This is a genomic window from Intrasporangium flavum (genome assembly GCF_001956915.1).
Taxonomy (GTDB): Bacteria; Actinomycetota; Actinomycetes; order Actinomycetales; family Dermatophilaceae; genus Monashia; species Monashia flava.
This window is the reverse complement of the sequence record NZ_MLJO01000002.1, coordinates 115,124-139,896: the sequence shown is the minus strand read 5'-3', so window position 1 is coordinate 139,896 and position 24,773 is coordinate 115,124. Positions and strand designations below refer to the sequence as shown.

20 protein-coding genes, 1 tRNA gene and 1 other RNA gene are annotated in these 24,773 nt (G+C 73.7%); 10 read left to right on the top strand and 12 right to left on the bottom strand.

What is annotated here, in order from left to right:
* Nucleotides 1-123: 123 nt before the first annotated feature.
* The 4 genes from BIV28_RS01545 (at nt 124) to BIV28_RS01530 (ending at nt 4,046) form a co-directional block, all read left to right on the top strand.
* Entirely contained in the window at nt 124-585 is a 462-nt protein-coding gene (locus BIV28_RS01545; RefSeq protein ID WP_076258695.1) for a DUF3817 domain-containing protein, read from the top strand.
* Nucleotides 586-678: 93 nt separating this feature from the next.
* Nucleotides 679-1,335 carry an ABC transporter ATP-binding protein gene (locus BIV28_RS01540; RefSeq protein WP_076258694.1) on the top strand — a complete coding sequence of 219 codons (657 nt, stop codon included), beginning with the start codon at nt 679-681 and terminating at the stop codon, nt 1,333-1,335.
* 11 nt (nt 1,336-1,346) lie between these two features.
* Nucleotides 1,347-2,762, top strand: coding sequence for a hypothetical protein (locus BIV28_RS01535; protein WP_076258692.1), 1,416 nt, complete (start codon nt 1,347-1,349; stop codon nt 2,760-2,762).
* A gap of 45 nt (nt 2,763-2,807) precedes the next feature.
* Nucleotides 2,808-4,046, top strand: coding sequence for a GNAT family N-acetyltransferase (locus tag BIV28_RS01530; protein ID WP_076258690.1), 1,239 nt, complete (start codon nt 2,808-2,810; stop codon nt 4,044-4,046).
* Between the two features lie 127 nt (nt 4,047-4,173).
* On the opposite strand, the gene BIV28_RS01525 is transcribed toward BIV28_RS01530, so the two are convergent.
* Nucleotides 4,174-5,388, bottom strand: coding sequence for an MFS transporter (locus BIV28_RS01525; RefSeq protein WP_076258689.1), 1,215 nt, complete (start codon nt 5,386-5,388; stop codon nt 4,174-4,176).
* A gap of 75 nt (nt 5,389-5,463) precedes the next feature.
* Here BIV28_RS01525 and BIV28_RS01520 point away from each other — a divergent pair, with 75 nt between their 5' ends.
* Entirely contained in the window at nt 5,464-6,537 is a 1,074-nt protein-coding gene (locus BIV28_RS01520) for a LacI family DNA-binding transcriptional regulator (RefSeq protein WP_083706942.1), read from the top strand.
* 117 nt (nt 6,538-6,654) lie between these two features.
* Here the strand turns inward: BIV28_RS01520 and ffs are convergent.
* From ffs to BIV28_RS01505, 3 genes are all read right to left on the bottom strand, one after another.
* Nucleotides 6,655-6,751, bottom strand: an RNA gene (gene ffs / locus BIV28_RS01515) — signal recognition particle sRNA small type.
* 24 nt (nt 6,752-6,775) lie between these two features.
* Nucleotides 6,776-8,110, bottom strand: coding sequence for an MFS transporter (locus tag BIV28_RS01510; RefSeq protein WP_076258685.1), 1,335 nt, complete (start codon nt 8,108-8,110; stop codon nt 6,776-6,778).
* 73 nt (nt 8,111-8,183) lie between these two features.
* Nucleotides 8,184-8,271: transfer RNA gene (locus BIV28_RS01505), tRNA-Ser, on the bottom strand.
* Nucleotides 8,272-8,439: 168 nt separating this feature from the next.
* Here BIV28_RS01505 and BIV28_RS01500 point away from each other — a divergent pair.
* From BIV28_RS01500 to BIV28_RS01490, 3 genes are read left to right on the top strand one after another with little or no spacing between them, the layout of a single operon-like run.
* Nucleotides 8,440-9,426, top strand: coding sequence for an MBL fold metallo-hydrolase (locus tag BIV28_RS01500; protein WP_076258684.1), 987 nt, complete (start codon nt 8,440-8,442; stop codon nt 9,424-9,426).
* A 43-nt stretch (nt 9,427-9,469) separates the two neighbouring features.
* Entirely contained in the window at nt 9,470-10,486 is a 1,017-nt protein-coding gene (gene argF, locus BIV28_RS01495; protein ID WP_076258682.1) for an ornithine carbamoyltransferase, read from the top strand.
* A 53-nt stretch (nt 10,487-10,539) separates the two neighbouring features.
* Nucleotides 10,540-11,583, top strand: coding sequence for a metallophosphoesterase (locus BIV28_RS01490; RefSeq protein WP_076258681.1), 1,044 nt, complete (start codon nt 10,540-10,542; stop codon nt 11,581-11,583).
* 122 nt (nt 11,584-11,705) lie between these two features.
* Here the strand turns inward: BIV28_RS01490 and BIV28_RS01485 are convergent, their stop codons facing one another.
* Nucleotides 11,706-12,248, bottom strand: coding sequence for a LytR C-terminal domain-containing protein (locus tag BIV28_RS01485; RefSeq protein ID WP_076258679.1), 543 nt, complete (start codon nt 12,246-12,248; stop codon nt 11,706-11,708).
* Between the two features lie 46 nt (nt 12,249-12,294).
* The gene (locus tag BIV28_RS01480; protein WP_076258677.1) at nt 12,295-12,591 is read right to left on the bottom strand and encodes a type II toxin-antitoxin system VapB family antitoxin; all 297 of its coding nucleotides are present in this window, start codon (nt 12,589-12,591) and stop codon (nt 12,295-12,297) included.
* Between the two features lie 51 nt (nt 12,592-12,642).
* Here BIV28_RS01480 and BIV28_RS01475 point away from each other — a divergent pair, with 51 nt between their 5' ends.
* Nucleotides 12,643-14,232, top strand: coding sequence for a helicase HerA-like domain-containing protein (locus tag BIV28_RS01475; RefSeq protein WP_076258676.1), 1,590 nt, complete (start codon nt 12,643-12,645; stop codon nt 14,230-14,232).
* 65 nt (nt 14,233-14,297) lie between these two features.
* Here BIV28_RS01475 and BIV28_RS01470 read toward each other — a convergent pair whose 3' ends face one another.
* Nucleotides 14,298-15,134: a helix-turn-helix domain-containing protein gene (locus BIV28_RS01470; RefSeq protein ID WP_076258674.1), complete on the bottom strand. Its 837-nt coding sequence runs from the start codon at nt 15,132-15,134 to the stop codon at nt 14,298-14,300.
* An 81-nt stretch (nt 15,135-15,215) separates the two neighbouring features.
* Nucleotides 15,216-17,729, bottom strand: coding sequence for a glycosyltransferase family 2 protein (locus BIV28_RS01465; protein WP_076258673.1), 2,514 nt, complete (start codon nt 17,727-17,729; stop codon nt 15,216-15,218).
* Nucleotides 17,730-17,885: 156 nt separating this feature from the next.
* Here BIV28_RS01465 and BIV28_RS01460 point away from each other — a divergent pair, with 156 nt between their 5' ends.
* A complete protein-coding gene (locus BIV28_RS01460) occupies nt 17,886-18,191 on the top strand; it encodes a hypothetical protein (RefSeq protein ID WP_076258671.1) in 306 nt (101 codons plus the stop codon).
* Between the two features lie 25 nt (nt 18,192-18,216).
* Here BIV28_RS01460 and BIV28_RS01455 read toward each other — a convergent pair whose 3' ends face one another.
* From BIV28_RS01455 to BIV28_RS01440, 4 genes are all read right to left on the bottom strand, one after another.
* Nucleotides 18,217-19,674 (bottom strand): glycoside hydrolase family 3 N-terminal domain-containing protein, encoded by a 1,458-nt coding sequence (locus BIV28_RS01455; RefSeq protein ID WP_076258670.1) that lies wholly within the window; start codon nt 19,672-19,674, stop codon nt 18,217-18,219.
* A 444-nt stretch (nt 19,675-20,118) separates the two neighbouring features.
* Nucleotides 20,119-21,933 carry a PP2C family protein-serine/threonine phosphatase gene (locus BIV28_RS01450; protein WP_083706951.1) on the bottom strand — a complete coding sequence of 605 codons (1,815 nt, stop codon included), beginning with the start codon at nt 21,931-21,933 and terminating at the stop codon, nt 20,119-20,121.
* 110 nt (nt 21,934-22,043) lie between these two features.
* Complete coding sequence (locus BIV28_RS01445) at nt 22,044-22,496, bottom strand: hypothetical protein (RefSeq protein ID WP_076258667.1); 453 nt, start codon at nt 22,494-22,496, stop codon at nt 22,044-22,046.
* Nucleotides 22,493-24,598 carry a CARDB domain-containing protein gene (locus BIV28_RS01440; protein WP_076258665.1) on the bottom strand — a complete coding sequence of 702 codons (2,106 nt, stop codon included), beginning with the start codon at nt 24,596-24,598 and terminating at the stop codon, nt 22,493-22,495. Before BIV28_RS01440 ends, BIV28_RS01445 begins: the two co-directional genes overlap by 4 nt.
* Nucleotides 24,599-24,773 lie beyond the last annotated feature (175 nt).

Sequence of the window (24,773 nt, the reverse complement as noted above, 5' to 3'; positions counted from 1 at the left end):
CGGGACACGCCACCTGCGTCAGTGCCCCACCCAGCGGGGCAGTGACACAGGTGCGGGCGATCGCGCTACCTACGGGTTTGGCACACTGGGCGCTCCAGTACGACACGACGTAGGAGACGCCGCATGACCCCTCGCACCCTCTACCGACGCCTCGCCGCCGCGGAGGTGGTCACGTGGGCCCTGCTGCTGCTCGGCATGGTCCTCAAGTACGTGACCCGCACGACCGACCTCGGCGTCCGCGTCTTCGGCCTGGCACACGGGGTCGTCTTCATCGCCTTCTGCCTCGTGACGCTCCTGCTCTGGGTCAACCAGCGGTGGACCCTGCGCGAGGCCGCGCTCGGCCTGCTCAGCGCCGTGCCGCCGTTCCTGACCATCTGGTGGGAGCGGCGCCTCGAGCGGCGCGGACGCCTCGAGGGCGGCTGGCGCCTCGGCCGTGACGGCGAGCAGCCCGTGACGCCGGCCGAACGCGTCGTCGCCACGCTCCTCGCGCGACCGGGCGTCGCGGTCGGGGTCGGCGTCGCCGCCGTGCTCGCGCTGACCGCCGTGGCGCTCGTGGCGGGCCCGCCGGTGCCGCAGCAGGGCTGAGCGGCGCCCGCGCCGGAGCCGCCCGGGCGGCGTCGGCGCCGGGCCGCGGCATACGGTGGCCTCGACAGGGTTCTGGCGAAGGGACGGGTGCAGATGGCTGCGGTCGCGGTGCTGACCGGCGAGGTCCGTGCGGAGGGCGTCAGCAAGACGATCGACGACACGACGCTCCTGCTCGCGACGGACGTGCACGCCGACCCCGGCGAGTGCATCGTGCTGCGCGGGCCCAACGGGTCGGGCAAGACGACCCTGCTGCGGATCATCGGCGGCCTGCTCGTGCCCACCACGGGCACGGCGACGATTGGCGGCCGCGAGGCCGACGAACGCGACCGGGCGGTGCGCGCCGCCGTCGCGGCCCTGCTCGGGGCTCCGACGACCTACCGCGACCTGACGCTCGTCGACCACCTCGTGCTCATCGACTCGACGTGGGGCGGCGAGCCCGTGACGTCCGACGATCGCAGCCTGACCCTGCTCGAGCGCTTCGGCATCGCCCACCTCGACGACCGGTTCCCGCACGAGCTGTCGTCCGGTCAGGAACAGCTCTTCCGCCTCGCCCTGACCTTCTCGCGCCCGGCGAGCGTCGTGCTCCTCGACGAGCCCGAGCAGCGGCTCGACACGGCCAAGCGCCAGGTCGTCGCCGACCTCATCCGCGACCGGATCGAGGCAGGCACCACCGTCGTCATGGCCTGCCACGACCCCGAGCTGACTCAGTCGCTCGCGACCCGCGTCGTCGACATCGTCCCGGCACGCTGACCGGACCCGCGATGAGCACCCCCGACGACATCGACGACACGGCCGGCCACCTCGAGCACGACACCGTCGACTACGACGACCACGACCTCCTCGGCCAAGCCGACTGGGTCATCGGCGGCGAGGCCGCCCGCAAGGCGCGCCAGCAGGGCCTCTACGCCGGCTACGTCCTGTTCCTCGGCGCGCTTGTCTACGGCCTGCCGATCGTGCAGACCGTCTTCCGCACCTCCGACGCGAGCTCGCTCGGCCGGCAGCTGCGCTCGCCGGAGGCCATCGCCCTGCTCGTGGCGTCGGTCGCCGCGCTGCTCGGTGCCGTCGTGTTCGCCGGCCGGTTCCGCGGCCCGGTGGTGCCGCCGATGCCGTGGATCGACCTCGTGCTCCAGGCCCCGCTCGACCGGTCGCTCGCCCTGCGTCGCTGGTGGCGCTACGCCGCGATCGGCGGCCTCTTCGTCGGGGCGCTGAGCGGCCTGACGATCGGTGCCGGCCTCGCGTTCGCGCACCTCGGCGGGATCGTGACGATGGTCGTGACGACGCTCTCGGGCACCGTGCTCGGGGTGCTCGCCTCGCGGCTGTGGCTCTGGTCGCAGGTGCGCTCGTGGCCCGGCCCCGACCGCGGCCTCAGCCTGCTGTGGCGGGTCCCCGACGCGCTGCGCGAGCTGCACGCCGAGTCGCTGCGCACCCACTCGGCCAACACCTCGACGATGGCCGGGTCGGCGCTCACCGGCAACCTGCGCACCGCGCGCCTGGCCCTGACGCGTCCGGTGCGGCACGGCCGCAGCGCCCGGCTCAGGCCCGGCCGCCCGTTCGGGGTGCTCGTGCGCCGCGACGTCATCGGCCTGCGCCGCACGCCGGGCGCGTTCCTCTCGGGCCTGGGGCTGACCCTCCTGGGCGGCGCGATCGTCACGTGGGCGTTCACGCAGCCGGCGGCCCCGAGCATCGCGGCGACGATCGGCCTGCTCCCGCTCTACCTCGGTTTCGGCGCCTGGGCAGAGGGCCTGCGCCTGCAGGCCGACAACGTCGGCACGCCGTCGCTGCTCGGCACCGGCGAGGTCACCGAGGCGGTGGCGCACGCGACGGTCCCGACCGTCCTGACGGCCCTCGTGCTCGGCTGCTGGTCGGCCGTCGCCGCCGCGATCGGCTCGCTGCCGGCCAGCGCGGTGCTCTCGCTGTGGCTCGTGCTCGTCCTCGTGGCCGCGGGCAACGTGCTGGCGGCGTTCCGCGGGTCGCCGACGTTCGTGCTGCGCCCGCAGATGGTCATCGCCTGGTACGCCGTGCCGGCGCTCACCGTCGTCGTGCTCGGCTCGCTCATCGCCGTGCTGACCAAGGCCGGCCGGTACACGTGGCTGTCGGTCATCGGCTGGCTCGTCTACGGGGTCCTGGCCTGGGCGGTCTCGAAGGTGCGGCGGCTCACCTACCTGCACCGCGCCTGACAACCCGGTCGCCCGTGCCCGCCGGCAGTCGTTAGGTTCGGGCGCATGACCGACCTGCGCACCCGCGACGCCACCCGCGACGACCTGGCGGCCGTCCTCCGCATCCGCAACCGCTCCTTCGGGCCGCTCGGCATCGGCGGCACCGACTGGTGGGACCGCGTCGCGGCCGAGACGCTCGGCGGGCGGATGGTCGTCGTCACCGACGGTGACGGCGCCGTGGTCGGCGCGGGGCGCATCCGGCCGTTCGAGCAGGCGTGGGGCGGGCGGCACCTGTCGATGGGTGGCGTCGCCGGGGTCTACGTCGAGCCGAGCGCGCGCGGCCGCGGCGTCGCGACCACGTTGACGCGGGCCCTCGTCGCCCGGATGGGCGAGCTCGGCGACGTCGTGTCCTGCCTCTTCCCCACCGCCCCCGCCCTCTACCGGCGCTCGGGCTACGAGGTCGGTGGCGTGCAGTCGCGGACCACCTTCCCGTCGCACCTCGTCCGCGCACTCGGCTCAGCGGCCGACGGTCGGCGCGTCCGCCCCGCGACGCCCGAGGACGCCGACACCCTCACCGTCCTGACGCGGACGGCCCAGGCGCGCCACGGGCAGAGCGGGCCGATGGTGCCGCGCGCCGAGGTGTTCCGCCGGATGCTCGAGGAGCAGACGCTCATCACCTACGTCGCCGGCCACGACGCCGGGTCCGGCGAGCCGACCGGTTTCGTCGTCTACGACCTGTCGGGAGAGGCCGCCACCGTGGAGCACCTCGTCGCCGCCGACGCGGCCACGGCCGCGGCTCTCTGGGGCGTCGTCGGCTCGGGCTCCTCGGCCGTCCCGACCGTGCACACCTACCTCGACCCGCGCGACCCGGTCATGCTGGCGCTCGCCGGCCTGCCCGAGGCCTCGGTCACGCAGGTGCCGTGGATGGCTCGCGTCATCGACCTCGCCCCCGCGTTCGCCGGACGCGGCTTCGCGACCCACACGTCGGCCGCGGTCGAGCTCGACGTCGCCGACCCCGACGCGCCGGCCAACGCCGGTCGGTGGCGTCTCGCCGTCGACGGCGGGTCCGGGACGGCCACCCGCGTCGCCGAGGCCGCACCCGACGCGTCGGGTGGCGCCATGGGGTCAGGCGGCGCCGACGCGTCGGTGTCCTGCGTCGACGCGCGCGGCCTCGCGGCGCTGTGGTGCGGGTGGTCGGCCTCGCGGCTGCGCCTCGCCGGCCTGCTCGACGGCGGGTCCCCCGACACCGACGCCGCCCTCGACGCGATCTTCGCCGCGACCCCGTACATCACCGAGTACTTCTGACCGGCGGCCCCGCCAGAACCCCGCGCCAACTCCGCCAGGGCGCACTTCCGGCGCGATCCGACCCCAGAACCCCGCGCCAACTCCGCCACGGCGCACTTCCCGTGCAGGTCGTGGCCACGCGTTTGGCTCAGCTGCGGGCGTCGACCCGCTGCTGCTCGGGCTCACGGACGGCGGGCAGCGCGAGGAGCGCCACCCCGCACAGCACCCCGACGACGAGCAGCGAGTGCAGCACGCCCACGTGGTCGCCGAGGAAGCCGAGCAGCGGGGGCCCGGCCAGGAACGCGGTGTAGCCGATCGTCGACACGACGCTCATGCGGGCGGCGGCGCGGCGGGGGTCGTCGGCGGCAGCGCTCATGCCGACGGGGAAGCCGAGGCTCGCCCCGACGCCCCAGATCGCGGCGCCGACGAAGGCGAGCACGGGGCCGCCGAAGACGACGAGGGCGCAGCCGACGACCGCCGACACGAACAGGACGCGGAGCACGGGCAGTCGGCCCTTCGCGTCGAGGAAGCGGGTGCCGAGGATCCGCCCGGCGGTCATGGCGCTGAGGAAGACGGCGAAGCCGATGACCCCGACCCAGCGCTCGAGGCCGTAGCCCTCCGACAGCGCGACGCCGACCCAGTCGTTGGCGGTGCCCTCGGTGAAGGCGGCGGCGAGCACGACGACGCCGATGAGCAGGGTGCGCGGCTCGCGCCAGGCCGCGGCGATGCCGGCCTTTTCCTTGACCTCCTCGCCGTGCTCGTCCACCTCGACGGAGCGGGGCAGGAAGGCCCGCAGGAACCACGGGGTGATGACGAGCAGCAGCACGACGACGCCGAGCAGGTGGGCGAGTATCGAGACGTGCAGGGCCGACAGGCCGGCCCCGACGAGGGCGCTGACGACCGTGCCACCACTGAAGGCCGCGTGGAAGTGCGGCATGATCGCGCGGCCGAGCAGCCGCTCCACCGAGGCGCCCTCGAGGTTCATGCCGACGTCGAAGACGCCGGCACCCATGCCGACGAGGAAGAGCCCGGCCATGACGACCGCGCGCTCCTGCAGGACGGTGACGCCGAGGCCGACGCCGACGAAGCCGACGGCCTGCACGGTGGCCGCGCCGAGCAGGGTGCGCGCCGCTCCGAGGTGGTGGACGATCCAGCCGGACAGCGGCAGGCCGATGACCGAGCCGAGCGAGGCGGCGAGCAGCGTCAGGCCGAGCTGGCCTGCGGAGAGCGCGAGCTCGTGCTTCAGGTCGGGCACGCGGGAGGCGAACGCCGCGAAAGCCGCGCCGTTGATCGCGAAGGCCGTGAACACCGCCGTGCGCGCGGTGCGCACGACGCTCAGCTCGGGGGTGGCGACGCCGGCCATCGGCCCAGCCTCTCATTTCTCTCGCGTTGATGGTCGAAACGATTCGAGTCGAATCGTTTCGATAGCATGCCTCCCATGACGCCCCCCGGTCAAGCCCGCCCGACGCTCCGCGACGTCGCCGAGCGCGCCGGCGTCTCAGTCTCGACCGCGTCGCTCGTCTTCAGCGGCAAGGGCCCGGTCGCCGAGGCCACCGCCATCCGGGTGCGCGAGGCCGCAGCCGCTCTCGGCTTCACCGGGCCGAACCCCCTCGCGTCGTCGCTGCGCCAGGGGCGGGCCGGCGCGGTGGGCGTGCTCGTCGAGGGCCGGCTGCGCACGGCGTTCCGCGACCCCTTCGGCATCGCCGTCCTCGACGGCCTCGCCGAGGTGCTCGAGTCGGTCCCCACCGGGATGCTCCTGCTCGGCCAGCCGACCGACGACCTCGACACCGTCGTCCAGCAGCTGTCGGGCCTGGCCCTCGACGCCGTCGTCTTCTCGCTGTGCGGCCCGGGCGAGCACCCGGCGGTCGGGCACCTGGCCTCGCGCGGCATCCCGATGTTCAGCACCGGCGTGCCCGGCGACCGGCGCGTCACCCAGGTGCGCGTCGACGAGCGCGCGGCCGGAGCCGAGGTGGCCCGCCACGTGCGCGAGCTCGGCCACCGACGCGTCGCCCACGTCGCGATGCCACTGACCTACCGCAGCGTCGCCGGTGCCGTGCCGGACACCGAGGTGTCGGCCAAGGACGTCACGATCCCCTCGACCGGGCGTCTCATCGGGTTCCGCGACGTGTTCGGTCCCGGCGCCGAAGCGGTGCAGACGGGCGACGGCTCCTCGGTCGAGGGCGGGATCGCCATGGGGCGCCTGCTGCTCGACCGCCCGGCCGGGAGGCGTCCGACCGCGGTCGTGTGCCAGTCCGACGTCATCGCCGCCGGCGTCGTCATCGCCGCCGAGGAGCTGGGCCTGCGCGTGCCGGCCGACCTGTCGGTCACCGGGTTCGACGGCGTCGACCTGCCGTGGCTCCCGCACCGGCTCACGACGATGGACCAGCGGGGGCGCGAGAAGGGGCGGGTGCTCGGCGACCTCGTCCGTCGGCGCCTCGAGGGCCGACGCGTCCGCAGCGTGACCCAGCCCGTGACGCTCCGCGTCGGCAGCACCACCGCTCCCCCACCCTGACCCACCCCTTCATCGAGTGAGCGCCCCGTCACTCCAGCCCCATGCGGGTGTGACCAGTCCCATGCGGGTGTGACGCGCGGGACGCCTTGCCAACTCGATGGGGCGCGCCACCGGGGGAAAAGGGACACCCCGCGTACCTGGAAGAGCTCTCCTACCCTTGCTGCATTCCTGCCCTGGGGGAGTTCGGAGAGGTACCACCACGCGGGGTGCCGGGCGCCAGTGTATGCCGGGGCGTCGGTCAGCCGGAAATCCGGTCGGGCGGGGTGCCCGTCGACGTGGTCGCGGCCACGAGCGGGTCGGGCTCGCGGACCCCGTTGACGTGCGGCGGGATGCGTCGTTCGACGCGCAGGGCCATGGCGGCGAGCAGCACGCAGCCGCCGACGAGGAAGCCGATGTAGACCCAGCCGAGGCCGCGGCCGACCAGGAACGAGGCCACGACCGGACCACCGGCGAAGGCGAGGGAGAACATCAGCGAGCTGAGCGCGTTGTAACGGCCCCGGAGGTGGTCGGGTGCGAGGTCGTTGACCATGGCGGCGCTCGTGGGCTGCAGCATCGTCTCGCCGAGCCCGAAGACGCCGGCGGTGGCGCAGAGCAGGACGGTGGCCGCGACCGTGCCGGGCACGAGCGAGGTGGCCCCGAGCAGCGCCCACGCGACGGCCCACGTGGCGGCCATGACGACGGTGACGCGGGTGCGGCGTCGGCCCTCGATGCGCTGGAGGACGAACAGCTGGAGCAGCACGATGACGACGGTGTTGGCGGCGAACGCGTAGCCCAGCGCCTCGGTGGACACGTGCCCCTCGGCGCGCGCGTACGCGGGCATGCCGACGTTGAGCTGCGGGTAGCTGACGATCGCGGCGACGGCGCCGAGGCCGAGCAGGGCGCGCAGCCGTGGGTCGCGCAGCAGTCTGCGGTAGGAGACGCGCTCGCCAGCATCGTGGTCGGGCGAGGCGGGCGCGCGGCCGCCGGCGCGGCGCAGCGGGCCGAGGAGGATCGCGAGCGGCAGCAGGTAGCTGGCGGCGTCGAGCAGGTAGATCGTGACGAAGGTGCCGGGCCGCGCGACGTCGACGAAGCGGCCCCCGACGATGCCGCCGATGCCGATGCCGAGGTTGAGCAGGGTGAAGTTGATGCCGAAGTACCGCTGGCGCTGCTCGCTCGGCACGACCGAGCCGATGAGCGAGCTGGACGCCGGCCACACGACCCCGAACCCGTAGCCGAAGAACAGCAGCGCGAGGACCGCCTGCGGCAGCGTCGTGGCGAGGGCCAGGACGACGTCGCCGACGAGGAGGGCGAGCAGGGCGCTGGCGTAGACGAGACGGGCGCCGATGCGGTCGATGAGCGCGCCGGCGGGCGTGACGACGACGATGCCGACGACGGCCTGGAAGGCGAGGAGGAGACCGACGGTCTCGAGCGGGAAGCCGCGGACCTCGTGGAGGTAGACGACGAGGAACGGCAGGACGAGCCCGGTGCCGATCGACTGGACGAGGACGGTGGAGATGAGCCAGCGGCCCTCGCGCGGCAGGTCGTGCCAGAACGAGGACAGGCGCGGGCGGCCGGTCGAGGCGTGGGTGGTCACCGCGCAAGTCTGCCGCCCGGCACCGACAGCGAGAACGGCCCGCATCGCTGCGTGCGATGCGGGCCGTTCTCGTTGGCGGAGGATGGGGGATTTGAACCCCCGAGGGTTTTATCCCAACACGATTTCCAATCGTGCGCACTAGGCCACTATGCGAATCCTCCGTGGGGGAGGTTACCGGAGGAGACCGGCGGGGATGAAATCGGCCGTCGCGGCCCGTCCACGCGACCGAGACCGGGGCGACCGCCGGTCTCCCCGTCCCCCGCACCGCGTCGTGTCCTCAGCCCGAATAGAGATGCCCCCAACCCGCACCACCCACCAGAATCAGCCGCATGCCCGAACCCCTCCCCCTCGACACGAGCCACCGCTGGATCCACGGCTCGCGCTCCCGCCGCCACCGCACCGACCCCGACCACCAGGTCGAGCAGCTCGCTGCCGGAACGGTTCTCGTGCGCCAGAGCAAGGACCTCACCTACGAGGCGCCGTTCGTCCTGCTGCTCCTCGGCCGCGAGCGCGCCCTCCTCGTCGACACCGGCGCGGTCCCTGGCGCGGGCCTGCGCGCGGTCGTCGACGAGCAGGTCGACGCGTGGACGCGCTCCGAAGAGCTCGGCGGCATCGACCTCGTCGTCGCGCACAGCCACTCCCACGGCGACCACGTCGCGGGCGACGCCGCCTTCGCCGACCGCCCGCGCACGACGGTCGTCGCCCACGACGCCGCGTCGGTCCACGCGTTCTTCGGCCTCACCGCGCCGGACGCGTCCGCCGCACCCGCCGCACCCGACGCACCCGACGCACCCGACGCATCCCTGACCGACGCGTCCCCCACGCCCGACGCGTCGGCACCCTTCGACCTCGGCGGGCGCGTCGTCGACGTGCTGGCGATCCCCGGCCACCACGCGGCGTCGGTCGCCTTCCACGACCGCGCGACCGGGCTGCTGCACACCGGCGACACCGTCTACCCGGGCCGGCTCTACGTCGAGGACCCGGATGCCATGGCGGCCTCGCTCGACCGGCTCGTCGCCTTCGCCGAGGAGCACGGCGTGCGGCACGTGCTCGGCTGCCACGTCGAGATGACCAGCCGTCCCGGCCGCGACTACCCGCTCGGCGCGCGCTACCAGCCTGACGAGCCGTCGCCGTTCCTCGGCGTCGAGCAGCTGCGTCGGGTCCGCGACGGGTGGGCCGCCCACGCCGGCCGCCCGGGCACGCACCGGCTCGACGACGTCGTGCTCTGCGTCGGCAACGGCGTGAACGTCGCCGCACCCCTCCTCGCGCGGGCCGCGGTCGAGCGCGTCCGCGATGCGTGGCGCCAGCTGACCTGAGACCGCTTTGCCGCACCCGGCCCCGGGCTGGAAACATCGGTCCATGACGCTCGACGCCCTCTACGGACGCTCCCTGCTCAAGGAGACCGACCTGACGCCCGCCGAGTTCCGGGCGCTGCTCGACCTCGCGGCGAACCTCAAGGCCGCCAAGCGCGAGCGCCGCGAGCCGCGCCACCTCACCGGGCTCAACATCGCGCTCGTCTTCGAGAAGACGTCGACGCGCACCCGCTGCGCGTTCGAGGTCGCGGCCGCCGACCAGGGCGCGAGCACGACCTACCTCGACCCGAGCGGCTCGCAGATCGGCCACAAGGAGTCGGCCAAGGACACCGCGCGCGTCCTCGGCCGGTTCTACGACGGCATCGAGTACCGCGGGGCCGGCCACGACGTCGTCGAGACCCTCGGGGCCTACGCCGGCGTGCCGGTGTGGAACGGCCTCACCGACGACTGGCACCCGACGCAGTCGCTGTGCGACGCCCTGACGATGCGCGAGCACGGCGGCGGCAAGCCGGACGGCGAGATCGCCTTCGCGTTCGTCGGCGACGCCCGCTTCAACATGGGCAACTCGCTGCTCGTCACCGGCGCGATGCTCGGCATGGACGTGCGCATCGTGGCCCCGCGCGCGCTGTGGCCCTCGGACGCCGTCGTTGCCATCGCCCGCCGCTACGCCGACGAGACCGGCGCCCGGGTCACCCTGACCGAGGACGTCGCCGAGGGCGTGCGCGGCGTCGACTTCGTGCACACCGACGTCTGGGTCTCGATGGGCGAGCCCAAGGAGGTGTGGGCCGAGCGCATCGAGCAGCTGAGCCCCTACCAGGTGAACGCGGATCTGCTTGCGGCGACGGGCAACCCGCAGGTCAGGTTCATGCACTGCCTGCCCGCCTTCCACGACCTCGACACGAAGGTCGGCCAGGACGTCCACCAGCAGTTCGGGCTCAAGGAGCTCGAGGTGACCGACGACGTCTTCGAGTCCGCCGCGTCGGTCGTGTTCGACCAGGCCGAGAACCGGATGCACACGATCAAGGCGCTCATGGTGGCGACGCTGGCCCGACTCGACGTCTGACGTTCACGCGGCGTTGGTGGCGGCCCGGGCCGCCTTGCGGGAGAACAACAGTCATGCACATCTCCCGCACCCCCGTCGTCGCGGCCGTCGCCGCCGCCCTCCTCGCGATCCCGGCCGTGGCGGCGGCCGCCGCACCCACCTCCGACGTCCCGCCGGGCCAGGGCAAGGACGGCCACTTCTCCTTCGCCGTCATCGGCGACGTGCCGTACGGCGACGCCCAGGTCGCGGCCTTCCCCCGCTGGGTCGACCAGATCGACGCCACGCCGGGGCTGGCCTTCACCATCCACGTCGGCGACATCAAGAACGGCTCCTCGCAGTGCACCGACGAGTACTTCGACATGGTCCGCACGCAGTTCGACCGGTTCACGATGCCGCTGCTCTACACCCCGGGCGACAACGAGTGGACCGACTGTCACCGCACCAACAACGGCACGTACAACCCGCTCGAGCGCCTGGCCGCGGTCCGCCGGACGTTCTTCCCCACGCCGGGACAGACCCTCAGCGCCGACCCGATGACCGTGGACTCCCAAGCAGCACAGGGCTTCCCGGAGAACGTCTCCCTGCGCCGCCAAGGCGTCGAGCTGGCGACGCTGCACGTCGTCGGCAGCAACAACGGGCTGCTCCCCTGGCCCGAGCTCGGCTTCTCGAGCCCGACCCCGGAGCAGGCCGCCGAGGAGCGCGCCCGCATGGACGCCGCAGTCGCACAGGTGCGCAAGGCGTTCGCCTCGGCCCGCCAGCGCCACGACCGCGCGGTGGCCCTCTTCACCCAGGCCGACATGTTCGACCCGACCTACGAGGTCACCTGGGCCGACGACTCGGCCTTCCAGCCACTCGTGCGCGAGCTCGTCGCGCAGTCGCGCGACTTCGACGGTGAGGTCTACCTCTTCAACGGCGACAGCCACGTCTACAACGCCGACCACCCGCTCGCGGCCGGGTCGAAGTGGCTCGACTTCTACGGCGTCGAGGGCTCGGCCCCGAACCTGACCCGGGTCACCGTCGACGGGTCGAGCAACAACAAGGACTTCCTCAAGGTCTCGGTCACCCGGCCGGGCGCCGAGCACGTCCTGTCGTGGGAGCGCATCCCCTACGCGTCCTGAGGGTCCGACGCACGGGGCGGGACGCGTCGGAGAAGTGCCCGACGCGTCCCGACGCGTCCCGACGCGTCCCGACGCGTCCCAGCGCGTCCCGACGCGTCCCGGCGCGTCCTGACGCGGCTGCCTCAGCCGTCGGTCACGGTGACGGTGGGGCAGGGCCGCAACGTCGAGGTGGGGGTCGGCGCGGCGGGCGTCGCCCCGAACATCTGCCACGCGTCGCCGACGACGAGGTCGATGGTGTCGCCCTTGCGCTTGTCGTTGACGTAGGACGCCTTGGGCACGTACTGCTTGAGCAGTCGCGCCGACTCCGCCCCCTCGGGGCCGAAGCGGATCACGGCGACGCCCTTGACCGATGCGTTCTTCGGGTCGTTGGCCACGGCCTTGACCGAGAAGCCGCGCGTGACGGCCCCCTTGGCGACGGCCGCGGCGAGCCCGCGCCGGCCCGTGGCGTTGTAGACGTTGAGGGCGACGTCGCGCGGCTCGAGCGGCACGACGACCGGCTCCGTGCTGCACGGCCCGGGCTTGGGCTGCGAGGCGTTCCAGTAGCTCGACGCGTAGTAGAAGGCGCCGGCGAGCGCCAGGAGCACGACGGCGATGACGATGGTCGACCGACGCTGGCGCCGCACGCGGTAGGTGCCGCCGCCGTCGTCGTTCGCGACCTCCGACATCGGGTCTCCTTCGTCTCGGCGCACCACCCCCTGTGGTGCGCGTGTGTCAGGAGAGTACGAGGACTCGGGCGTGAAGGACAGGACGTTGCTGCAGCGCGGCGCGAAGAGCCCGGTGCAGGCCGTCCTCGAGGTAGAGCTCGCCCTTCCACTCGACGCAGTGCGGGAAGAGGTCGCCGTAGAACGTCGAGTCGTCGGCGAGCAGACCCCGGAGGTCGAGCGTGCTCTTGGTCGTGATGAGCTCGCCGAGCTGCACGACGCGTGGCGGCACGTTCGACCAGTCCTTCGTCGTCTCGAGTCCGTGGTCCGGGTACGGGCGGGAGTCGCCGACGGCCTTGAAAATCACCGGGTCAGCATAGACAGCGAACCCGTGTACGCGCGGGCTAGAGTTCGACGCGTGAGCGGTTCAGCCAGCGAGGCACCGGACGAAGCCACCACCGACACCGCCCAGATCGACGAGATCCGGGCGGGCTACGCGTTCGACGGGGGCGTGCTCAAGCTCGGCGCCGCGGTCGTCGACGGCACGGCCCACGCCGATGCGCCCGTCCAGATCCCGCTCAGCGTGCTCAACCGGCACGGCCTCGTTGCGGGCGCCACCGGCACGGGCAAGACCAAGACGCTCCAGCTGATGGCCGAGCAGCTCTCCGACGCCGGGGTGCCGGTGTTCCTCGCCGACATGAAGGGCGACCTGTCCGGCATCGCGACGCCCGGCGAGGGCGGCGACAAGATCACCGCGCGGGCCGCCGACGTCGGCATGGAGTGGCAGCCGAAGGCCTACCCGAGCGAGTTCTACACGCTCGGCGGCAAGGGCACCGGCATCCCGATCCGCGCCACGATCACCGGGTTCGGCCCGACCCTGCTCAGCAAGGTCCTCGGCCTCAACGACACCCAGGAGAGCAGCCTCGGGCTGATCTTCCACTACGCGGACAAGAACGGCCTGGCGCTGCTCGACCTCAAGGACCTGCGCGCCGTCATCACGCACCTGACCTCCGACGAGGGCAAGGCCGACCTCAAGGACCTCGGCGGCCTCTCGAGCGCCACGGCCGGCGTCATCCTGCGCAACCTCATCACCTTCGAGGACCAGGGCGCGGGCGACTTCTTCGGCGAGCCGGAGTTCGACACCGCCGACCTGCTGCGGGTCGGAGCCGACGGCCGCGGCATCGTCTCCTGCCTCGAGCTGCCGCAGGTGCAGGACCGGCCGCAGCTGTTCTCGACGTTCCTCATGTGGCTGCTCGCCGACCTCTTCCACGACCTGCCGGAGGAGGGCGACGTCGACAAGCCGAAGCTCGTCTTCTTCTTCGACGAGGCGCACCTGCTCTTCCAGGACGCGAGCAAGGCGTTCCTGCAGGCCATCGAGCAGACCGTCCGGCTCATCCGCTCCAAGGGCGTCGGCGTCTTCTTCGTGACCCAGTCGCCCAAGGACGTCCCGTCCGGCGTCCTGGCCCAGCTCGGCAACCGCGTCCAGCACGCGCTGCGCGCTTTCACCCCCGACGACGCCAAGGCCCTGAAGCAGGCGATCGCCACCTACCCGCACACGGCCTACGACATGGAGAAGCTCCTGACGAGCCTCGGCATCGGCGAGGCCGTCGTCACGGTGCTGTCGGACAAGGGCGTGCCGACGCCGGTGGCCTGGACGCGCATGAAGGCGCCCAACTCGCTCATGGACCCCTCGCCCCAGGCGACGCTCGACGGCATCGTCGCCACGTCGCCGCTCAAGGCGAAGTACGCCGACGTGCTCGACCGCGAGTCCGCCTACGAGAAGCTCGCTGCCCGGCTCCAGGCGGCCCCGGCCCCGGCCGCACCGGCACCTGCCCCCGCGGCTCCCTCGGCCCCTGCGCCGGGGCCCGCGACGCGTGCCGCCAAGCCCGAGCCCGGCATCGTCGAGCAGGTGGTGCAGTCCTCGGCGTTCCGTTCGATGATCCGGTCCGCCGGCACGGTCATCGGCCGCGAGATCACCCGCAGCATCTTCGGCACCCGCAAGCGCTAGCAGCCACCGCTGCCGCCGACCGGGGCGCCTCGACCGTTCGTGGGTCGGGGCGCCCTCCCTGTCGGTCAGCTGTCGAGGTCGGCGGCGTCGAGGTCGTCGTCGGTGTCGGCGAAGTAGCTGATGACGCGGATGTCGGGCTCGTCGAGCACCTGGAGCACGAGCTGGCGCAGCCGCACCACCCGGCCGTCGTCGAGGCGGATGCGCTTGGTGCGCCCGCGCCTCGGGTCGCTGTCGTGGCGCTCCCACCAGTCGACGGTGTCGGGGTTGCCGCGGAACACCTCGTCGAGGACCCGCTGGTAGCCGGGGTCGTCGGGGTGACGGGCGTAGGCCTCGCGGAAGAGGGCGAGCTGGTCGGCGGCCTCCTGCTGCCAGTCGACGAACAGGGAGCGCGCGGCCGGGTCGCAGCAGTAGAACCACAGCAGGTTGCGCTCGCGCTTGGCCCGCCGGCCCTCCCAGTCGGTGAAGAGGCGGCAGGCGGCCCGGTTGGCCCCGATGACGTCCCACCGCGCGCCGACGACGTAGGCGGGGTTCGGGTGCACGGCGTCGAGCAGGTCGGCGAGCTCGTCGGTCAGCTCCTCCGGCTCGACGCGGCGGCGTCGGGGCCCGCCGGCGGCGAGGCCGTGCAGGTGGCTGCGGCCGTCGGCGTCGAGGCGCAGGGCCCGGGCCAGGCCGTCGAGGACCGACGCGCTGGGCCGCAGGTCGCGGCCGCGCTCGATGAGGTCGTAGTAGGCGACCGAGATGTTGGCGAGCTCGGCCACCTCGGTGCGGCTCAGGCCGACGCGCCGGCGCCCCTTGGCACGCTTGATGCCGACGTCCTCCGGCGCGAGGGCCTTGCGGCGGGCACGGAGGAACTCCCCGAGCGGGGACGGGGTGCGCACGCTGAGGGGGACGTCCGAGCTCATGGCGTCATCCTGCCAGCGGACGCCGGTGTTCTCGGCCCGCGGGCGGCGCCCACCCGCGTCGCGCGCGGATGGGCGACCCGGTCACGGCACCGGCAGCGACACGGGCAGGGACACCGAGACCGACGCGGAGATCGACAGCGGGATCGACAGCGTCGAGGACGACGAGGTCGCCAGCGGCGCGGACGAGGGCGCCGGAGAGGCGCTCTTCGTCTTCGTCGGGCGGTTCGTGGCACCCGGCACGGTCTTGGTCTGGCCCGGCGGCGACGCCGAGGTGGACGTGGTCCCGGACGGCTGCGTCGCGGACGGCGAGGTCGGCGGGGTCGTCGTGCGGGATCCGCCGCGGGAGACCGTCGACGGGCTCACGCGCGTCGCGGCCCCGGTGCTCGCCGCGCCCGCGGCGCCCGTGGCGCCGGACGCGCTCGTCGGGCCGACGGAGGTGGAACCGGGGACCGGGGTCCCCGTGGCGGCCGCACCGGCGACACCGGCTCCACCCGTCGACGGGGCCCACGTGCTGCCTCCGTCGCCGAGCGCCGGGTCGGGCTGGACCCGGACGCTCGTGCGGGGGACGCCCGGCAGCGCGCTGTCGCGCGGTGTCTGCTGGGAGGCCGGGGAGACGACGAGCACGACGACGCCGAGCACGACCGCCACCCCGGCGGCCGTCGCCAGGGAGCCGCGGGAGGCGCGGGAGCCGCGGGCGCCGCCAGCGCCGCCGGAGCGTCCCCACCGGGCCCGCGCGCGCTCCGAGTCGCGCCGTGCGCGCAGGCCGGGAGGCAGGTCGGCGCGCGCCGCCGCGAGCGTGCTGGCGGGTGCGGCCAGCCACCCGACGATCGGCACGACGAGCAGGGCGGCGAGACCGAGCGTCACCGCGCCGGGACGCACGAGCACCGCCGTCAGCACCGCGACGCCGGCGACGACCGCCGACGCCAGCTCGACCCGGTTGGACCGGACGGCGCCGGACACGCTCGTGTCGGCCGTGGCCCGCGGCGTCCGGTCGAAGACGCCCTCGGGGGCGGTGAGCCCACGGACCACGGCGGCCGAGACGACCCAGCCGAGCGAGAGCCACGTGACGAAGGCACCGAGCGCGTCGCGCCAGGTGGCCCGTTGCGCCACGACCTTGACGACGGCGACCGCGCGCAGCAGGCCGAAGAGGATGAGGGCCGGGACCGCGACGAGCACGAGACCGCCCAGACGCTGCAGGACGAGCCCGTCACCGAGGGCGACGTCGAGCAGGCTGACGACGACGACCGCGGCGAACACGAGCGAGAGCAGGTCGCCGACCCACTGGAGGCCGCCGACGAGGTGGGCGAGGCGCTGGCTGCGGTCCAGCGGGGTGCGACTCCACGGCAGGAGCGTGCGCCAGTGCCGGCGCAGGATCTGCATGCCGCCGAAACACGCCCGGAACCGCTGCTGCTTGAGCGCCTCGAAGGTCAGCGGCAGGACGCCACGGCCGAAGGAGCGGTCGAGGTGGTGGCCGCTGTAGCCGGCCGCGAGCAGCCGCAGCGACAGCTCGGCGTCCTCGGTGACGCACCCCTCGTCCCAGCCGCCCACGTCGCGCAGCGCCTTGAGCCGGACGAGGCCCATGGTGCCGCCGAAGACCGCGGCGTCGCGCTCGTCGCGGGAGGGCTGGGAGACCGAGAAGAAGTAGTCGTAGCTGAAGTACAGGCGGCGCAGGTAGCCCGAGCCCTCCCAGTCCCGGTAGTCACGCGGGCTCTGGACGAAGGCGACCTGCGGGTCCTCGAAGGCACCGACGGTCTGGAGGAGCCAGTCGGCGTCGACCTGGTGGTCGGCGTCGACGACGCCGACGACGAGCGCCTGCGGGTCGGTGACGGTCAGGGCGTAGTTGAGTGCGCCGGCCTTGTGGCCGGGCCAGTCGAGGAGGCGGTGGAACCGGAACACGTCGGGGTGCTCGGCGCAGAAGTCCGCGACCGGGGCCACGAGCGCGTCGCGCTCGGTGTTGCTGTCGACGACGAGCACCTCGTACGCCGGGTAGTCGAGGGCGGCGAGCGAGCGGAGGGTGTCGAGCACCAGGTCCGGCGGCTCGTTGTGGACCGGCACGTGGATCGAGACGAACGGCAGGTCGGTGCGCGTCGCGGCGACGGCGGTCGTGCCGGGCGCGAGCCGGCGGTGCCAGCGCCGGCTGCCGAGGACGTCGACGACCTCCCAGCCGTAGGCGAGCAGGAGCAGGAAAGCGGCCGCCTCGAGCCCGAGCAGCAGCCAGGCGCCGACGAGGGTCAGGCCGCTCAGGCCGGAGTCGAGCGTCCACCAGAGCATCGCGCCGACGTAGGACAGGCCCGCGGCGACCGCGAGCGCCCACGCGGAGTGGGCCCAGACCCCCCAGCGTGACGTCTTGCCGAGCCAGGGCAGCGTGGCCACCCAGAGCACGCCGACGGCCACGACCACCTCGGACGCGTCGGCGACGGCCAGCGTCCCCGCGCCGACGAGGGCGAGCGGCACGAGCGGGAACAGCGCTCGGGCCGGCCACGAGGCGGGGGTGGCGCGACGCACGCGGCCCGAGGAGCGGCGTGGTGCGGAGAGGAGGCATCCCAGCGTGGCGAGCACGCTCGAGAGGACGGCTTCGAGGACGAGGGAACCCACGACGGCCTTCCGGTCTTCGTCCGGTCCCCTGAGCCCGGATCCGTGCAGATGGACCCAGAGAGTCTAGGAAACGAGCGTGCCGGAGTCGAACCGAGCGGGTACGGCCACCTCCGGAGGAGCGCGCCCGACCGAGAACCCGACCCCGAGGAGGCGGCCATGGAGCCGACCACGGACCCGATGGACGACGCCGAGCGCGAGAACATCGCCCGCGCGCGAGACGAGCGACTGCAGACGATCATCAACGACATGGCCCGCGAGGGTGGCCGCAGCCACCCGGAGGTGGTCCGGGCGCTCGTCGAGGCCGTCGACGCGGCGGGTCTGGGACCGATGCCCGACCCGTGGGTCGAGGCCGTCGCGGACGAGGTCGCCCAGGGCAACCCGTACGTTGTGTCGGCGCACGCCGCCCGCGTCACCGACGTCCCGGCCCCGACCACCGAGGTGCGGAGCGAGTCGATCGACTGACGCGTCGGCGCAGGCCGGGCGCGGCTCAGAGCTGGGTGGCCAGGTAGCGCTGGAGCTGGGCGACGGTGCGGGCGTTCCAGGAGGTGGCGCCGTCGCGTGAGATGCCGAGGTAGGACTGCATCGCCGCCATCGAGTTGGGGCCCCACACCCCGACGACCGTCATCCCGATGCGCGCCTGCAGGGCCCGGATCGTCGCCGTGTCGAACACACCGGTGCGGGTGGTCCCCAGCCAGCGCTGGAGCGCGACGACGGTCGAGGTGCCGAGCACGCCGTCGACCGGTGGGCGCGGGGCGAGCAGGCCGTCCTGGGCCTTGACGGTGAGCACCCGGAGGGCGGCGGCGTCGACCTTCGCGCGGAACGCGCTGTCGGTGGCGGCCTTCGACGTGACGGCCGAGACCATCGCCGGGACCACCGTCGGGTCCACGGTGAGCACGACGTCGCCGCCGGCCTCGAGGAAGTGGACCGCGCGGGCGGCCGGCGTCCACCCGGTCACCTGCCGCGCGTTGCCGAGGTCGTCGCTGATGACGATGCCGGTGAAGCCGAGGTCGTGGCGGATCATCCCGCCGATGACCGTCGGTGAGAACACCGCCGGGTGCGTGGCGTCGATGAGCCGGTAGTACGCCGAGGACACCATGAGGACGCGGGCGTGGGCGTCGAGCGCCGCCTTGAAGGGGACGAGGTCGGCGGAGGTTCGGGTCGTGACGGTGTCGGTGACGCCGGCCGACGTGTCGGTGTTGCCCGTGACGCGGCCGAGGCCCGGGAAGTGCTTCGGGGTCGTCGCCAGGCCGGAGACCTGCAGGCCGCGCTGGAAGGACGTGCCCTTGTCGGCGACGACCGAGGGCGTGTAGCCGTACTCGCGCTGGTAGTAGCCGATCGGCAGGTTGGAGGAGGCGAAGCTCTTGGCGACGGTGTCCATGACCGGGGCGAGGTCGAGGTCGACGCCGGAGCGCAGCACCTGCCAGCCCCACGTCGTCGCGTTCGCGGTCAGGGTGGCGTCGGACCAGCTGCCCTGGGTGAGCGCCGTGGGCATCCGGGAGTACCCGGGTCCCTGGAGCACCTGGACGTAGCCACCCTCCTGGTCGGCGGCGATGAACAACGGGACGCCGGCCGTGGCCGCCGACGTGGTGAGCGCGTCGGCGTGGGCAGTGAGGGCCCGGACCGGGGCGGTGCCGCTCGTCGTGCGACCGGTGAGCACGAGGTTGCCGACGTGGTAGCGGGTGATGGCCGACTCGGTCGCGCTGCCGAGCCCGGTGGCCGGACCCCCGACCATGAACAGCTGGCCGACGCGCTGGGCCGTGGTCATCCGGGCGAGCGTCGCCTTGGCGAGGTCAACGGGGGTGAGTGCCGCGGTGGCGGCGCTGACCAGGGTCACCCGCGCGGGCGCGGCGAGCGTCGCGGCGCGGGCCGTCAGGCCGGGGACGGCAGCCCCCGCGAGCGCGGCCGCGGCACAGGCCGCGACGATGGTCGAGCGTCGAGCCGACATGAGCGTCCACCCCTCGTGATCCCCTGCAGCGACGCGTCTCCAGTGTAGGTCTGTGCGGCCCCGACCCCGGCCGGGTCGGCCGCGACGCGCGCAAAACCACCGGCGGCCGGGCGCCCTTGCCTGCCATGCTCGCCCGATGACCTCCGATGCCCACCGCGAGCTGCGCGAGCGCCTCATGGGGCGCGTCGAGGCTGACCTCCCACGGTGACCCGACACGGCGACCACCTCCGTGCACGTGCGCACCCGGTTGTCCGCGATCGAGGACCTCCCGACCCGTCGTGTCCCTGACCCCGATCTTCCGGATGAGCGGACGCGTGGTTCGGTGCGCGAGGCCGCCGGCGCGCTCGGGTGCCTCGTCGGCGTGCTGGCCCTCGGCGCGGTGCTCGTCGTCGGTGCCGTCACGGTCGTCCGCTGGCTCTTCTCCTGAGTCGAACGAACCCCGTCTCAGGACGGGTCGGGCCGACCCTGCACCACCGGCTCGGTCCGGACGGCCACGAGGGCGACGTCGTCGGAGCGGTCGGCGTCACCGAGCAGGTCGTGCAGGAGTGCGTCGCACAGCGCCCCGAGGTCGGTGCCGTCCTCCCCCACCAGGCGGACCGCGCTGGCCGCGAGCCGTTCGAGGCCGTCCGTGATCGCGACGCCGCGGCGTTCGACGAGGCCGTCGGTGTAGAGCAGCAGGGTCGCCCCGGGCGGTAGCGCGTGGACGACCTCGGTGTAGGACGGCTCGGGAGTCACCCCGAGCGGCGGGGACAGCGCGCCGTCGAGGTGCCGCGAGGCCCCGGCGTGGACGAGCAGGGGCGGCGGGTGGCCGGCGCTCGAGAGGCGCACCGTGCCGCTCGAGGGGTCGGCGACGAGGTAGACGAGCGTGACCATCTCGTCGGCGGCGAGCCGTGACAGCAGCCGGTGCACGCGGCACAGGACGCTCACCGGTGACGGGTCCTCGACGGCGTACGCACGCACGGCCATCCGCACCTGCGCCATCGTCGCCGCGGCCTGCACGCCGTGGCCGGCGACGTCGCCGATGACGAGACCGACCCGCCCGCGCTGGAGCGGGATGACGTCGTACCAGTCGCCGCCGACCTGGACGTCGGTCGTCGCGGGCACGTACCGGGCGGCCACGCCGATGCCGGGCAGGTCGGGCAGCCGGCCGGGCAGCATGCTGCGCTGGAGCACCCCGGCGATCTCGTGCTCGCGCTCGGCCCGGGCCTCCTCGTGGCTCAGCTGCCGCTGCGCCCGGGACCGCGAGCGGATCTCGCGCCGCAGCCGCGCGTTCGCCTCGGACAGGTCGGCGGTGCGCTGCGCCACGCGCACCTCGAGGTCGGCCGCCCACCGGGAGAGGGCTGCCGCGGCGTCGAGGCGCTCGCTGACGAGCGAGGCGAGGAAGAACGACGTCAGCGCCACGCACGCGTTGAACGACTGGAGGCTCAGCATCTGCCCGAGGAGGCTGAGCCCCGCGAACGGTCCGCTCTGGTGCGCCGCCGCCGAGGTCGCGACGACCGACGCGACGAGCGCGGCGGGTGCGGCACCGCGCAGCTGCAGACGCCACGCCGCCCAGCCCAGGACGGGCAGGACGAGGACGAGGACCGCCAGCTGCGAGAAGGCCGCCCACGCCGACACCAGGCCGGTCGCGACGAGCACGGCAGCGCCCTCCAGCCACTGCCACCGGCCCCACGTGCCGTCGGTGATGAGCGGCACCGCGAGGAGGAACGGCGTCACGACGAGGACGCCCATCGCGTCGCCCGTCCACCACACGGCCCACGCGGAGGGCAGCTCGCTCATCGGGATCGACCCCGACGCCGCGAGCGTGCCGGCCCCGACGGTGGCGCTGACGAGCATGCTCGCCAGCGCGCCGAGCAGCACGATGGCCAGGGCGTCGCGCCGGCGGTCCAGCTGTCGACGGAAGCCGACCCGGCGCAGCAGCAGCGCGGCCACGAGCGGGGCCGCGGCGTTGCCCAGGGCCGTCACGGCCGCCGGTACCGGCCCCGTGCTGATCGGCAGGTTGACGGCGAACGCGGCCAGGAGCACCGCCACCGTCACGGCCGTCCAGCGCCTGCGGTCCTGCAGCAGGAAGGCGGCCACCGCGATCCCCGTCGGAGGCCACAGCGGCGTCACGTTGTGCTCGACGAGCGACAGGCCGAGCCCGAGGCGCGCCCCGAGGTAGTAGGCGGCAGCGACGACGACGAGCACGCCGAGGTCGCCCGGCGCCGGACGGTGACGGGCCGGGCGCCGCCCGCCGTCCCCGGACACCGCGTCGCGCATGAGCACATGGTGCTCCGGAGGTGGCTGCGGCGTCCTGCAAACGGTGCGGCCCGATGACGCGACCCGGGAGCCCGGTGGCGAGGCGCGTCGGTCGCCCCGCCACCGAGCGGTCACTTGCCGATGAGCACGCTCACCGAGGTGTTGCCCGTGCAGTCCGGGATCTGCCGGATCGCCCAGCGGCCACGCAGCCCGTTGCCGTCGAAGTTGGACTCGGCGTCGCGCTCCTCGACCTCGCCCTCGGACGCGGTCCAGCCGCGCGTGGAGTACGCGCCCTGCATGTCGGCCAGGGTCTGCTCGAACGCCTTCGGCGACACGGCCGTCACCACCGTGCGGCCACCGCTGCGGGCCTCGACGGCGGAGACGACGTAGCCGGCGGGCAGCGTTGCCTGCGAGGGGAACCCGTCCGGCAGGGCGACGGGCTTGGCGTCCTTCGCGCAGACGAGCGGGGCCGGCGTCGACCCCGAGGCGGTCTCGGCCATGGCGTCCTCCATCTCGTCGCCGCACCCGGCGAGCAGGAGCACACCGGCGAGCGCTCCGAGCGCGAGGCCGACCCGCGCCCTCACCGGGTCACCTGGGTCTGGCGCCGGTTGTCGCCCTCGTCCGACTCGCGGATGCGGCCGTCGGGGTCGACCACGACGGCGACCGCGTGGGTGCCCTTGGCCAGCCGCACGCCCGGGAAGGCCACGGTCGTGGACCGGCCCGCTGCGAGGTCGGTCGGCGCCGAGGTGGCCACGTTGACGCCGTCGACGAAGAGGCGCGCCGTGACGCCCGAGGCCGGCGCCTTGCCGGTGTTGGCGACGGTGGCGCTGGTGGCGTAGAGCCCACCCGCCTTGGCCACCGTCATCGCGGTCGGCGTCAGGTTGGGCAGCGCGTCGTAGGCGGCGTAGAGCGTGTTGCCGGTCTGCTGGCGCGCGATGGTGGCGTAGGCGTCGAAGTTCTGGGCGCCGCCGGGCTGGGCGCACGCGCCGGTGCACCCGTCGGCGTAGCCCACCTCGACGCGTCCGGTGCGGTCGACCGTGGCGTCCATGAAGTCGAGCAGGTTGCGGTCGTTGCCGCACGTCGTGCCGCCGGTGCAGATCGAGCCGCGCTGGACCGGGTCGGTCGGCGTCGTGTCGACGGTGACCCAGCTCTTGCCGCCGTCGTAGGTGGTCGAGACGTAGAGGTGCCAGTCGCCCTTGAAGTTCGTCGCGTCCTGGTAGTTGCCGGAGGTGGTGCTGCCGATGAAGGCGAACGAGGCGCGGTCGTCGTCACCGGCGACGACGGCGGGGAACACAGTGTTGTGCACACCGAGGCTCGCGCCGACGTTCTGGTCGTCGGTCCACGTCTTGCCCTTGTCGCGGCTGACGGCGACGCGGGGCGTGCCGTCGGCCGCCTGGTAGCCCATGTAGACCGTGCCCTTGGCGCCGATGCCGACGCTCGGGTCGGAGTCGCCCGCGGTGCTCGCGGGGTCCTTGCGCACCGACCACGTCGTGCCGCCGTCCTCGCTGACGGCGACGGCCTGGTTGCCGCCGCACGACTTGTTCGGCACGTACACGGTGCCGTCGTTCGGGGCGACCTTGACGTGACCGTGCAGGCCACCGCAGTCGAGGAGCGAGTACATCGGGATCGCCGGCCCGAACGTCACGCCACCGTCGTGGCTCGAGGCGCAGTTGGCGTCGGCGATGTCCTGGCTGCAGTAGTAGACGGCGTTCGGGTACGTCGAGGTGGGCAGCGCACCGATCCCGCCCGGCGAGTAGGGCCCTCCGCCGACCGTCTGGTGGTCGACGCCGGAGTTGAGGCCGCCTCCCTGGCTCGGCGACCACGTCTTGCCCTCGTCGTCGGAGTAGCACATGAGGGAGGTCTTGCCGGCGAGCTGGCTCTCGAAGACGCGACCGGTCCTGGCGTCGGTGAAGCCGATCGGGTCGAGCGAGGTGGAGCCACCCGTGGCGCAGCCCTTGGCCGGCGTGGCCGAGACGTCGGTCCACGTGACCTTCGACGGCGAGACGGTGTCGTCCCACGTGGCCTTGTACGTGTCGTAGAGCGCCTGGTAGAAGGTCGAGCCCGTCGCGTGGCTGCTGCCGATGGACGGCTCGCCGGCGTCGTGCGCCCGGGCGAACGACGCCGGGGCGCCGTACTGGCTGAAGGTCGGCGGCGTGGCCGTGCCGGGGGCCGGGTTGGCCGGCACGTCGGTCAGGCTCGCGGTGCCGGTGACCGACTCCCCGAGCGGGGCGAAGGGCACGACCCGCACGGTGTAGTCACCGCTCGTCGGCGGCACGACGACGACCTCGGGGTCCGAGCTCGACGCCGACGAGGCGACGACGGCGCCGCTGTGGTCGAGCAGGTAGACGTCGAAGTCGGCGGCGGCGTTGCCCCAGCCCACCTTGACCGTCAGCTGGTGGGTGTCGCCGTAGCCGGCCGGTGTCGTCACGTGCAGGGCGAAGTCGTCGCACAGGCCCGGCCCGCACGTGACGTCACCGGTGGTGCCGGTGACGTTGGGCGCCGCGAACGGTCCGGCGGACCACTGGACGCTCGTGCTCGTGTCGGAGACCGAGCCGTTGTCGGGCGTCGCGGCCAGGGCGGGCGCCGCGGCGACTAGCCCCCCGACGAGGGAGGCGGCCGCGAGCAGGGGCACGGCGCGGGAGCGCGGCGCGCGGAAGCGCGGCACGCGGGACGTGGGTGACAGCATGCGTTCTCCTGGATCGCGAAGAGACGACGCCCCCGAGGCGTGTGGTGACCACCATCGGGCGAGAACGACGGCGTTCTCGCTCGACCGGGTCAACGATCCGACACCACCCGGGGCTACGGCCGGGCTCGGTCAGGAGATGGTCAGGAAAGGCTGGGAGAAGGCTGGACGCCCGGTC

Excerpts from the sequence above, each read along its gene's own strand:
- BIV28_RS01520 (WP_083706942.1), top strand. The coding sequence starts at position 5,464 with ATGACGCCCCCCGGTCAAGCCCGCCCGACGCTCCGCGACGTCGCCGAG.
- BIV28_RS01485 (WP_076258679.1), bottom strand. The coding sequence starts at position 12,248 with ATGTCGGAGGTCGCGAACGACGACGGCGGCGGCACCTACCGCGTGCGG.
- BIV28_RS01545 (WP_076258695.1), top strand. The coding sequence starts at position 124 with ATGACCCCTCGCACCCTCTACCGACGCCTCGCCGCCGCGGAGGTGGTC.
- BIV28_RS01470 (WP_076258674.1), bottom strand. The coding sequence starts at position 15,134 with ATGAGCTCGGACGTCCCCCTCAGCGTGCGCACCCCGTCCCCGCTCGGG.
- BIV28_RS01450 (WP_083706951.1), bottom strand. The coding sequence starts at position 21,933 with ATGCGCGACGCGGTGTCCGGGGACGGCGGGCGGCGCCCGGCCCGTCAC.
- argF (WP_076258682.1), top strand. The coding sequence starts at position 9,470 with ATGACGCTCGACGCCCTCTACGGACGCTCCCTGCTCAAGGAGACCGAC.
- BIV28_RS01540 (WP_076258694.1), top strand. The coding sequence starts at position 679 with ATGGCTGCGGTCGCGGTGCTGACCGGCGAGGTCCGTGCGGAGGGCGTC.
- BIV28_RS01525 (WP_076258689.1), bottom strand. The coding sequence starts at position 5,388 with ATGGCCGGCGTCGCCACCCCCGAGCTGAGCGTCGTGCGCACCGCGCGC.
- BIV28_RS01455 (WP_076258670.1), bottom strand. The coding sequence starts at position 19,674 with ATGTCGGCTCGACGCTCGACCATCGTCGCGGCCTGTGCCGCGGCCGCG.
- BIV28_RS01490 (WP_076258681.1), top strand. The coding sequence starts at position 10,540 with ATGCACATCTCCCGCACCCCCGTCGTCGCGGCCGTCGCCGCCGCCCTC.
- BIV28_RS01500 (WP_076258684.1), top strand. The coding sequence starts at position 8,440 with ATGCCCGAACCCCTCCCCCTCGACACGAGCCACCGCTGGATCCACGGC.
- BIV28_RS01440 (WP_076258665.1), bottom strand. The coding sequence starts at position 24,598 with ATGCTGTCACCCACGTCCCGCGTGCCGCGCTTCCGCGCGCCGCGCTCC.
- BIV28_RS01460 (WP_076258671.1), top strand. The coding sequence starts at position 17,886 with ATGGAGCCGACCACGGACCCGATGGACGACGCCGAGCGCGAGAACATC.
- BIV28_RS01530 (WP_076258690.1), top strand. The coding sequence starts at position 2,808 with ATGACCGACCTGCGCACCCGCGACGCCACCCGCGACGACCTGGCGGCC.
- BIV28_RS01535 (WP_076258692.1), top strand. The coding sequence starts at position 1,347 with ATGAGCACCCCCGACGACATCGACGACACGGCCGGCCACCTCGAGCAC.